The sequence below is a fragment of the Paenibacillus alkaliterrae genome (genome assembly GCF_021532375.1).
Lineage (GTDB): Bacteria > Bacillota > Bacilli > Paenibacillales > Paenibacillaceae > Pristimantibacillus > Pristimantibacillus alkaliterrae.
In genome coordinates, this window is the sequence record NZ_JAKGAP010000074.1 from 20,181 (window position 1) to 30,971 (window position 10,791).

12 protein-coding genes and 1 tRNA gene are annotated in these 10,791 nt (G+C 47.0%); 2 read left to right on the forward strand and 11 right to left on the reverse strand.

The window, feature by feature from the left end:
- Positions 1 to 5 precede the first annotated feature (5 nt).
- Positions 6 to 335, forward strand: a complete 330-nt coding sequence (locus tag L1N85_RS22680) for a hypothetical protein (RefSeq protein WP_235241327.1) — start codon at positions 6 to 8, stop codon at positions 333 to 335.
- Positions 336 to 641: 306 nt separating this feature from the next.
- Positions 642 to 1,001: a DUF4870 domain-containing protein gene (locus tag L1N85_RS22685; RefSeq protein ID WP_235241328.1), complete on the forward strand. Its 360-nt coding sequence runs from the start codon at positions 642 to 644 to the stop codon at positions 999 to 1,001.
- A 104-nt stretch (positions 1,002 to 1,105) separates the two neighbouring features.
- Here L1N85_RS22685 and L1N85_RS22690 read toward each other — a convergent pair whose 3' ends face one another.
- The 11 genes from L1N85_RS22690 to L1N85_RS22740 form a co-directional block, all read right to left on the reverse strand.
- Positions 1,106 to 2,161: a hypothetical protein gene (locus tag L1N85_RS22690; protein WP_235241329.1), complete on the reverse strand. Its 1,056-nt coding sequence runs from the start codon at positions 2,159 to 2,161 to the stop codon at positions 1,106 to 1,108.
- Between the two features lie 171 nt (positions 2,162 to 2,332).
- Positions 2,333 to 2,485: a small acid-soluble spore protein P gene (locus L1N85_RS22695; RefSeq protein WP_235241330.1), complete on the reverse strand. Its 153-nt coding sequence runs from the start codon at positions 2,483 to 2,485 to the stop codon at positions 2,333 to 2,335.
- A gap of 45 nt (positions 2,486 to 2,530) precedes the next feature.
- Positions 2,531 to 2,707, reverse strand: coding sequence for a hypothetical protein (locus L1N85_RS22700; protein ID WP_235241331.1), 177 nt, complete (start codon positions 2,705 to 2,707; stop codon positions 2,531 to 2,533).
- A gap of 15 nt (positions 2,708 to 2,722) precedes the next feature.
- Positions 2,723 to 3,070 carry a hypothetical protein gene (locus L1N85_RS22705; protein ID WP_235241332.1) on the reverse strand — a complete coding sequence of 116 codons (348 nt, stop codon included), beginning with the start codon at positions 3,068 to 3,070 and terminating at the stop codon, positions 2,723 to 2,725.
- 123 nt (positions 3,071 to 3,193) lie between these two features.
- Positions 3,194 to 3,282 (reverse strand) — tRNA-Ser (locus tag L1N85_RS22710).
- A gap of 83 nt (positions 3,283 to 3,365) precedes the next feature.
- Positions 3,366 to 4,646: a serine--tRNA ligase gene (gene serS / locus L1N85_RS22715; RefSeq protein WP_235241333.1), complete on the reverse strand. Its 1,281-nt coding sequence runs from the start codon at positions 4,644 to 4,646 to the stop codon at positions 3,366 to 3,368.
- A 51-nt stretch (positions 4,647 to 4,697) separates the two neighbouring features.
- Positions 4,698 to 5,282, reverse strand: coding sequence for a pyridoxal 5'-phosphate synthase glutaminase subunit PdxT (gene pdxT / locus L1N85_RS22720; protein ID WP_235241334.1), 585 nt, complete (start codon positions 5,280 to 5,282; stop codon positions 4,698 to 4,700).
- Between the two features lie 77 nt (positions 5,283 to 5,359).
- The gene (gene pdxS / locus L1N85_RS22725) at positions 5,360 to 6,241 is read right to left on the reverse strand and encodes a pyridoxal 5'-phosphate synthase lyase subunit PdxS (protein WP_235241335.1); all 882 of its coding nucleotides are present in this window, start codon (positions 6,239 to 6,241) and stop codon (positions 5,360 to 5,362) included.
- A 128-nt stretch (positions 6,242 to 6,369) separates the two neighbouring features.
- Positions 6,370 to 7,668 (reverse strand): D-alanyl-D-alanine carboxypeptidase family protein, encoded by a 1,299-nt coding sequence (locus L1N85_RS22730; protein WP_235241336.1) that lies wholly within the window; start codon positions 7,666 to 7,668, stop codon positions 6,370 to 6,372.
- Positions 7,669 to 7,848: 180 nt separating this feature from the next.
- Positions 7,849 to 9,306 carry an IMP dehydrogenase gene (gene guaB, locus L1N85_RS22735; protein WP_235241337.1) on the reverse strand — a complete coding sequence of 486 codons (1,458 nt, stop codon included), beginning with the start codon at positions 9,304 to 9,306 and terminating at the stop codon, positions 7,849 to 7,851.
- 143 nt (positions 9,307 to 9,449) lie between these two features.
- Entirely contained in the window at positions 9,450 to 10,646 is a 1,197-nt protein-coding gene (locus tag L1N85_RS22740; protein ID WP_235241338.1) for a GNAT family N-acetyltransferase, read from the reverse strand.
- Positions 10,647 to 10,791: the final 145 nt, after the last annotated feature.

Consider the following 10,791-nt stretch of genomic DNA (forward strand, 5'->3'; position numbering starts at 1 on the left):
AAATAATGAAAGCAGCAGGCACCCTGTTAATGATTACAGGTATTTTCGAAGCTGTTTTAGGTATTCCCGTCTTGGGCGGAGCTATTGTTCTATTATCCGGGTACACGCTATTATTTGTCACATTGGTGCTTCATATCGTAACACTGGTCCTTTGTTCGCAAAATAATCGGCCAATCGCAGGCAGCATTCTTGGCATTGTTACATCTGTGCTTGCTTGGATTCCGATTCTTGGCATGATTATGCACATTGCAACCGCCATCGTATTACTCATCGCAGCCTCCAAGAAGGTAGAAAATCCGATGCCGCCATTCCCACCCGCTCCAGGCAGCTTCTAAAACATAAACAGGGCTATGAATCAAGCCGATCCCAACCATAATTGAAACTACGCTAATCAAGCTCCATTCCATAACCGGCTTCCAATACGATTCCACCTGCTGCTCAATCTTAAGCGTATGTAGAATGGGGTAAAGTGTACCTCCCTTAAATTGTTTATACCCTGTATATTTCAACCGCCCTTAAAAAGAAGATTGCCAGATCCAAAATTCGCTGATATATTTATGCATATATTTCAGTAGCTCTAACGTATAAGTACATATGTATGTTTAGAGGACTGTCATTACTATTAGGGGAGGCAATACAAGATGAACCAACAACCTTATGGGTTGCAGAAAGAGGAAAAAACGTACGGGATGCTTTGCCATTTGCTCGCTTTCAGCGGTTTAATCATTCCGTTCGGCAACATTCTAGGTCCGCTCATCATTTGGCTGCTGAAAAAGGATCAATCGCAATACGTGGATATGCATGGCAAGGAATCGCTTAATTTTCAAATCAGCAATGCTATCTATGGCATTGTTTCCGCCATTCTAATGCTCGTCATCATTGGATTTGTAACTGCAATTGCTTTGCTTATCTTCTGGATCGTCTTCACGATTATCGCTTCGATTCGTGCTTCTGAAGGGAACAGCTACCGTTATCCGCTAACCATTCGTTTCTTCAAATAAAAGGAGGAAAGGAGCCGGGACATACAAGTCACGGCCCCTTTCCAAAATAAAGAGCAGCGCCCCTTTCCAAGGCACTGCTCTTTATCGTGTTCTTATGAACCTCTTTACAGCCCAACCGGCAGCTCGAACATTTGCGTCAGCTCATCCAGCGTTATCGCATCGGCAGGAATTTCCTCGAACGTCACTTCTTTATTGATATCCGAGTAACTAACGTCAAAGTGAAGGCCCAGCTTCATCTTCTGTCCGCTTTCCTTATCCGTTGCTTCGAGGTTCATTTGGCCATCCTGATAGACCAGATAATCATCCGCAATCGCACCGGTAACCTTCAGCTTATTCACCTTGACATCGTTTTTCAGCACGTCGAGGATCTCAGCCTTATTCGTTTCCAAATCGTTCTTGAATTTCTCGACATCCGCTGTTTCAAGCTGCAGCGACTTCAAGTAAGCCTCATTTTTAAGCAGCACGTCGATAAGCTCAGGCAGTACTTTCTCTACAACGGTATCTACCGTCTGAGCATAATTGCTCTCATTAACTTCAATGGCGACAACCTGATCCGCCTTCAAATCCTCAGGTAAACCTGCTTCCTCAGCCTTCGGCTCGCTGAAGTAGGTCTTCTCGTCAAAATGCTTCAGCAGCACCTCTCCGAGCTCCTTGCCCAGCTTCTGCTGCGCTTCTATATCGATTTCAGCGCCGCCTTGCTGACCAGCCAGCTCCTTCAGATCTATTTTGATAAACTTACCTGTAATGGTCTCCGGTAATGGCAGCATTGGAATTTGCGGTACTTTTACATACAGCGTTTCTTCTGCCATAATCATCGGTATCGTCAGCTTCATTTCCATATCGCCCGGTATAACGATCTCCACATCCATATCGGTGCGCATCGGGTTCTTCTGATAAACCGCATCCACCGTTATCGAGGCATCCTTGAGCATGCCTACGATCGCCGCTGCAGCAGCCGCATCGCCTTGCATGGCTGCATCCTGCGGAATCTCCAACTCGTTAAGACCAAATGACATTTGCATTGCATATGAGTCCGCTTCTGTAATCTTCGCCATTGCCGCTGTCAAAGCTTCCTTCGGTGGTTGACTCGAGCTGCAGCCTGCAATGACAACCAAAATAACGGCTAATATAAGAACCGCTATTTTTTGTACTTTTTTCATGAAAGTAGTTCCTCCCCTATCTTTGTATAAGCACCTCCATTCTATACTAAAAAGCCGCCTTTTAGAAGTAACATCCAAAAAATCCCGTTTCAGCATTCTGAAACGGGACATTTGTTCTATTCATTTTATAGACCTTTCAAGAAAACCATCGTTGGAGTCTGCTGCGAGCCCTCAACCCTCACGGTTAAGATGGCTCACGTGATTACGCTGCTTCGTCTTCTTGGAGCCGGATAACGGCTCTTGCTGCCTGCTGCCGTTGAATCGGTTTTTCTTCTCATTATGAGGAATGCTTTCCGGCACCGGGTAACTGTCTGGTTTACTCATTCAAGCCCCTCCTTCTGCCCCATTAAATCATTTTATATAAGTTCATTAGTTTCTTTGGTGCTCTAAATCTGATGGCTGATCGAAGTTTAAGGAGTCTTGATGACGACGGTCATTTTTATCCTGCTGCAGCTGCTGCGCGTGATGGCTATTGACCGCTTCTGTCTCCAGAGCTTCAACAACATTCGTTAGGTTTTTATCGGCGCTGCCTTTTGCCTTTGTCATTGATGATCGTCTCCTCTACGCATGCGTCAATTGTTGAAGTGTTTGTGCGCATTCGTGTAAATGTCTCGTGTAGTCTTGAATAAGCTGCTGAATAATGTCTCCTCGCTCGTCGACGGACACGTTTTCCTTTTCCACATCGACCAGTTCAACCCTCACTTCGCGACTGTCCACATAAGTAACCTTGAAATCAAAGGAATAGCCTTGATGTCCTGCCGTGTCAATCGTAACACGAAGAGACTTAGCATCGGATTCGTCCGGAAGCACCTTGCTGCGATCTGCCTTATTCATAACTTCCGGCAGCGTTTGCCGCCATGCATCTGCCAAGTTTTCTTGATTCATTTGCAGCTCATCTGATTTACCCATGTTTGAAGCACCTCCACACCGTTTAAGATGCGAAGACTGACATCATTTTATACGATCGCATCTATACAAAAAAAGCCCAAACGCTGAGCGTCTGGACTTACTCTTATGTAGGTTAAAATAAACTGGCGGAGAGGGTGGGACTCGAACCCACGTGAGCTTGCGCTCTAACGGTTTTCAAGACCGCCCCGTTATGACCGCTTCGGTACCTCTCCAAGATCTAATCGTCACAAATCATATTGTACCACAAGCCAAAATACAGAAGCAAGTACATTTTGGCTTGTGGTAAAAATTGGACTTATCGGGCTTCGATCGAGCTTATACCGCCCATATAGGGACGCAATATCTCTGGAATCGCAACTGACCCGTCCGCTTGCTGATAGTTCTCGATAATCGCGGCAAATGTCCGTCCAACCGCTAATCCTGAACCGTTCAGCGTGTGCACGAATTCCGGCTTGCTCTTCGCATCTCTGCGGAATCGAATACCTGCGCGTCGAGCTTGGAAATCCTCGACGTTCGAGCATGACGAAATTTCCCGGTAAGTGCCCGCGCTTGGCAGCCATACCTCGAGATCGTACGTTTTCGCGGCTGTAAAGCCCATATCGCCCGTGCAAAGCGCCAGAACGCGGTATGGAAGACCGAGCAGCTGCAGCACTTTCTCCGCATTGGCAGTCATTTTCTCTAGCTCATCGTACGATTCCTCAGGCTTCGTCAGCTTGATCAACTCTACCTTGTTAAATTGATGCTGGCGAATTAACCCGCGTGTATCGCGCCCTGCCGAGCCTGCCTCTGAGCGGAAGCAGGAGCTGTAAGCGACGAAGTACTTCGGAAGCTCTTCAGCCGTCAAAATTTCATCGCGGTGCAGGTTAGTAACTGGTACTTCAGCCGTCGGGATGAGATAATATTCCGAATCTTTCAGCTTGAATAAATCCTCTTCGAACTTCGGCAGCTGTCCTGTTCCGAACAAGCTGTCGCGGTTAACGATATATGGCGGCAATACTTCCTCATAGCCATGCCGGTCACTATGCAAATCCATCATAAAGCTAATAAGCGCACGCTCAAGACGCGCGCCTAAACCGCGGTAAAACGTAAACCGCGAGCCCGTTACCTTCCCAGCGCGCTCAAAATCCAATATACCGAGCGCTTGCGCAATTTCCCAATGCGGCTTCGGCTCGAATTCAAAGCTGCGAACGTCGCCATTACGGCGAAGCTCCACGTTGTCTTCCTCGGACTTGCCGACTGGTACGCTTTCGCTCGGAATATTCGGAATCGACTGCGTCAGTTCGTCAACTTGAACCTCAAGTAAACGAAGCTCTTCATCCAGCTCCTTAATCCGGTCGCCGACTTCTCTCATCTCGATAATGAGCGCATCTGCATCGCCGCCCGATTTCTTAAGCTTGGCTACTTCTTGAGATACCGTATTGCGGCGGTTCTTCAGGTTTTCCGTCTCTTGTATCAGATCGCGGCGCTTAGTATCCAGAACCGGGAAATCAGCAATGAGATCAAGCGATGCTCCGCGATTGTGAAGCGCCTGCTCAACCTTCTCAAATTCGTTTCTTAACAATTTAACGTCTAACACGTTCAGTGAGCCCCTCTCTGAAGGGAGTAGTATATGTTTTTTTATATCCAACTAAGCTTTACTCACAGCAGCTTCCTTCACCATATCGACAAAATAAGCATGCAAGCTAAAATCATCCGTCAATTCGGGGTGATAAGAAACAGCAAGCAAATGCCCTTGTCTTGCAGTCACGATCTCATCGTTATAGGTTGACAATACATCTACGGTCGAACCAACCTTCTTGATAAGCGGCGCACGAATGAATACGGCCCGAACCGGCTCGTCAATACCCTCCACCTGCAAATCGGTCTCAAAGCTTTCCCGTTGGCGGCCGAAAGCATTTCGGGCAACCGTCATGTCCATAAGACGCAAGTGCGCTTCCTCTTGTCCTTCAATTTCGTCTGCCAGTACAATTAAACCCGCACATGTGCCAAAGAGGGGTTTTCCTTGTGAAGAGAATTTTGCAATAGCATCCATAAAACCGTACTTCCGCATCAGCTTGCCGATCGTCGTGCTTTCACCGCCCGGTATAACAAGCCCTTGCAGCTCATCAAGCTGCTCCACCCGCTTAACGGCGACCGCTTCCGCACCTGCCGCCTCTAAGCTTCGTATATGCTCCGCTACTGCGCCTTGGAGCGCTAGAACGCCTATCTTCATCGCAATATTCGCCTTCCTTTACGGGCAAGAGCCGGCGGCGCTAATCGCGCTGAGCCGGCACCTGCGTATTACAATTATTAGATACCGCGGTCTTGCATACGCTCTGCAGCATTAAGCTTGGAAATTTCGATACCCTTCATCGGTGCTCCCAAGTTTTTGGATACTTCAGCGATCAATTTGTAATCATTGTAGTGAGTTGTCGCTTCTACGATCGCACGGGCGAATTTCTCCGGGCTATCCGATTTAAAAATACCGGAGCCAACGAATACGCCGTCCGCACCAAGATGCATCATAAGCGCCGCATCAGATGGTGTTGCTACTCCGCCCGCTGCGAAGTTAACAACCGGGAGCTTACCTGTCTCGTGTACATTCAAAAGCAGATCATAGTTCACGCCTAGAAGCTTTGCTTCATGATACAGTTCGTCCTTGGACAAGCCTTGAATTTTGCGAATTTGTCCGTTAATCAGACGCAGGTGACGAACCGCCTCAACGATATTTCCTGTTCCAGGCTCGCCTTTCGTACGGAGCATCGCAGCGCCTTCTTGAATACGGCGCAATGCTTCGCCAAGATCCTTCGCTCCGCATACGAACGGAATTGTGAATTCGTTCTTGCTAATGTGGAACACTTCGTCCGCTGGCGTCAGTACTTCGCTCTCATCGATATAGTCAACGCCCATCGATTCCAGCACTTTCGCTTCTACATAGTGGCCAATACGAGCCTTCGCCATTACGGGAATCGAAACAACCTTCATAACCTCTTCTACGATAGTCGGGTCAGCCATACGAGCCACTCCGCCTGCTGCGCGAATATCGGAAGGAACGCGCTCAAGCGCCATTACGGCCGTCGCCCCTGCTGCTTCTGCTACCTTCGCTTGCTCTGCGTTCATAACGTCCATAATGACGCCGCCTTTTTGCATTTCTGCCATGCCGCGTTTAACGCGCGATGTACCTGTTTCCATCCTGCAAATCCTCCTATTATCATGCGTGAAATGGTCTATTACCGCAGTTGTTCTAACCATTGATTTTACAGGAAGCCCGTTTAATCGACAACCCTTGTTTTACGTTATTTCCTTGCTTTCTGCTCGGATTAGAACAAATTGACGATTCCGTTAAACAATCCGGCAAAAAAGTCGCCGATCGCGCGGAACATGAGGCGGAACCAGCCTGCTTTCTCCGCTTCCTCCGTCGTGATCAGGTTGACCGTATGCTCAAGCGTTTGATTCGTTTCCGCGTCGGTGTAATTATAGGTGACTGTTCCAACGACCGTACCGACCGCAATCGGAGCCACGAGCTCATCCTCTGTTTTCACTTGGCTCTTAACAACCTCGATTTTCGGCTCTACACCCTTCTTTACCATAAAGGTAATATCGTTTTGGGTAACAACGGGAACGGTTTTCTTCTTCCCCTTCTTAATCTTAACCGATTGTACCGTTTCTACCACAGTTTTTGGCGCAAGCACTGTCTTTTTCTCAAACGTGTTGAAGCCGTAGTCATAAAGCTTAGCCGTTTCGTAAAACCGGGTATGCATGGAAGAGGTATCCATAACGACGCTTATGAAACGCAAATCACCCTTCTTCACCGTACCTGTGAAATTATAACCGGCCGAATTAACAAATCCAGTCTTCATGCCGTCTACACCCTCGTATGCCAAATCCTTAAAGCCGGATTTATTCGTGTTGGTGCCAAGCATCCAGTTAAAATTAACCATCGGTTTTGCGTCGCGTTCACGGAATTTATAATCTTGCATTTTGGAGTAGTCCAGAAACTCAGGATACTCGGTCAAAATAAGTCGAGCAAGCTTCACCAAATCAGATGCGGATATCACTGTCGTATCCTCAAAGCCCGTTGCGCTTGCGAAAACGGCTGATTCCAGACCAAGCTCATCTGCCGTTTCATTCATTTTATCTATAAAGGCTTGCTCTGTACCCGCTATTTGGGTCGCAAGCGCTCTAGTCGCATCATTCGCAGAGCCTACTGCCATCGCTATATATAAGTCCCTGACCGTATGAGTATCGCCTTGCGCCAAAAAAATTTGCGACTCCTCGGGCAGCGTATCAGCTGCTTCAGCGCTTACGGAAATCGTTTGGTCCCAATTTAATCGTCCGTCCTTAATTTCTTTAAGTACGATATATTCCGTCATCAGCTTCGTCATACTTGCCGGAGGAAGCGGCTCGCCCGAATTGACATCATACAATACCTGGCCTGACTCTGCTTCAATTAAAATTGCTGATTTAACCTGCAAACCTAGTGGATTTTCCGTACTAGGTCTATTATCGTAACCTACTGCGAGCGCCGTCGTTGAGCCAAGCGCCAACATCACCATCCAGATCACCAAGCTTGCAGCGATGACCGTCATCAACCGTACCGGTCTTACAAATACCTTCAACGTCTTCTCCCCTTTTCCCACATGAATTGTCCGTTTTTAATTGTAACATATCGTACCGTAACAATTAAACCTCTTAAAAGGTTACAAGAATGAGTATTCTTTCATATAAAAAACAGACAGAAATGAGCGATTAAATCGCTTATCCCTGTCTGGTCATGAACTCGTATAATTGATCTTACCCTATAACGAGTAGTTAGGAGCTTCCTTCGTAATTTGTACGTCATGCGGATGGCTTTCGCGAAGACCGGATCCAGTAATGCGCACAAATTGCGTATCGTTCTTTAATTCCTCAAGCGATGACGTACCGCAATAACCCATGCCTGAACGCAAGCCGCCGAGCAATTGATGAACCGTATCGGCTAGCGGCCCTTTGTATGGAACGCGGCCTTCGATACCCTCAGGAACGAGCTTATTCTCATTCTCTTGGAAATAACGATCCTTGCTGCCTTCCTTCATCGCACCCAACGAGCCCATGCCTCTATATACTTTAAAGCTCCGGCCTTGGAAAATTTCAGTCTCGCCCGGGCTTTCAGCAGTTCCCGCGAACAAGCTTCCGATCATAATCGCACTTGCGCCAGATGCGATTGCCTTTGTAATATCGCCCGAATACTTAATACCGCCGTCTGCAATAACCGGAATATTATATTCGCGGGCAACCGATGCGCAATCATAAATCGCTGTAATTTGCGGAACACCGATACCTGCGATGACACGTGTCGTACAAATCGAGCCTGGTCCGATACCAACCTTAACGACTGAAGCGCCTGCTTCGATCAAATCACGGGTAGCATTACCCGTTGCAACATTGCCCGCAATGATCGTTAAGTTAGGATAAGCCGCGCGCAGTTTGCGTACCGCTTCAATGATATTAATATGGTGACCATGCGCCGAATCGACTACAAGCACGTCAATGCCGGATTGCATGAGCGCTTCTGCACGATCCATCGTATCCTTGGAAATGCCGACGGCCGCGCCGCAAAGCAAACGACCATGTTTATCCTTAGCCGCATTCGGGAATTGAATCGCCTTCTCGATATCTTTAATGGTTATTAGACCTTTAAGCGTGTTGGTCTCATCCACTAACGGCAATTTCTCAATTTTATGCTTCTGCAATAACACTTCCGCTTCCTGCAGGGTTGTCCCGACTGGGGCAGTCACGAGATCTTCATGTGTCATGACCTCATGTATCTTTATCGAATAATCATGTACGAAACGCAAATCACGGTTTGTCAAAATACCGACCAGTTTCTTATCTTGGTCAACAATCGGTACGCCTGAGATGCGGTATTTCCCCATCAGCTCTTCTGCGTCATAAACATGATGTTCAGGCGTAAGCGAAAACGGATTGGTTATTACACCGCTCTCCGAACGTTTAACGCGGTCCACTTCCTCCGCTTGCTGTGCAATCGACATGTTCTTATGGATGATGCCGATACCACCCTCACGCGCTATTGCAATCGCCAAAGCGGATTCGGTTACGGTGTCCATGCCTGCGCTAATAAGCGGAATGTTCAGCTTTATGTTCTCGCTTAATCGAATCGAGATGTCAACTTCCCTAGGCAGCACTTCTGATTTGCGCGGAATAAGCAGGACGTCGTCAAACGTTAGCCCTTCTTTGGCGAATTTCGTTTCCCACACGAGTATGTTCCTCCCTTATTTTCAGTACGTCTCACGTATATTATTGCAATATTAGCAGAGGGGGTATAGGCTGTCAAGGCTGAACAATTGCTTTAACAAATCCACTTTATACCCGAATTAGGAGATTCAAAATTCGTAATTTCTTAGAAAAAGTCCGGCAAATACGTTGTTCGTTCGGGAATACGATCTTGTAAGCGTTTGATTGCATGGGTATCTCCATCAATACGTGCCAATTGTGCGAATTGAAGCGGACGAAGATAGCCTAGAAGCATGCAAGTTAACGACCCGATATCCATCTTAATGGTCGCAGAACTATCTCCCATATTATCCAAACGTTGTAACGATGCATTCCCTGAAGCTTCTATACGCAGTAAATAGCAACCGCTGTTCCATTCCGCATGCTCATCCTTTATTTCTATTTGAAGACGGTCCTCCTCAGTCGATGATAGAAATTCATAATGCTTTACGAAGGCTTCGACATCAACGATACGCGCCATAAAATAAGGTATAATCTCTTGCTTGATCCGGGGATTGGTTAAAGAGAAGGGCAGAAGGTCATCGGAAGGTGCCGTTATCGTTACCTCATTAATCATAGAATCATGTTGCCCAATGAACGACCACAATGCTGCTTTCGCCTCTTCGTTCAAATAAATGAGTTCGTGAACACGAAGCACCATATCCTTTACTTCATAAATAATATAACCTATCGCTTGGTTCTGTTTGTCATAATATACAGCTATTTGCCCCGGTTTACGCTTGCTAATACGATACTTCCACCATAGCTCGGAACGAACCAATGATCCGTTATAATGGGAGGCGTAGGCTTCATAAATAGCATCAAGAAAATCATAGCTGCCCGTATACTTTTCGACACGACCCACATAAGTGTTACGTGTCGGCAAAAGCTCTACCTTAATTGTGTAAGCTTTATGTTCGGTATACGTCTCCCATCCGAATTTCCGATAAAAACCGAATGCAAATGGATGAAGAAAAGATATCGATTGGCCTTTCTCCTTCATCTCCATCAGCGAATGAACAAGCAGCTTTGCAACTAAACCCTGCCTCCTGTACTCCGGCCACGTTGCTACACCTGCGATGCCGCCCATCGCAAACCGCTTGCCATTTATGTAGGTTTCCAGCTCCAACACGGTTGCCTGCGCTGCAAGCTGATCATCGATGTAAGCGGCCCATCTTACGGCTGGCTCTGCTTCTAACTGCTTCTTCGTATGCTCAAGCTCCTCCGCCGTCCTCTTATATTGAAAGGCAAACTGTGATAAGGCCATACTTTCATCAAATTGCTCCTTCTCCAACTGTTTAATTACAACTTCATTCTTGTTCATTTATCTATTCCTCCTAACTTGTATTTGTTTATAGCATACCGTAAATTGCACAAAAAAACCTACCGCATAACATGCGATAGGTCTCTCGTGCTTGGCGACGTCCTACTCTCCCAAGACCCTGCGGTCTAAGTACCATTGGCGCTGG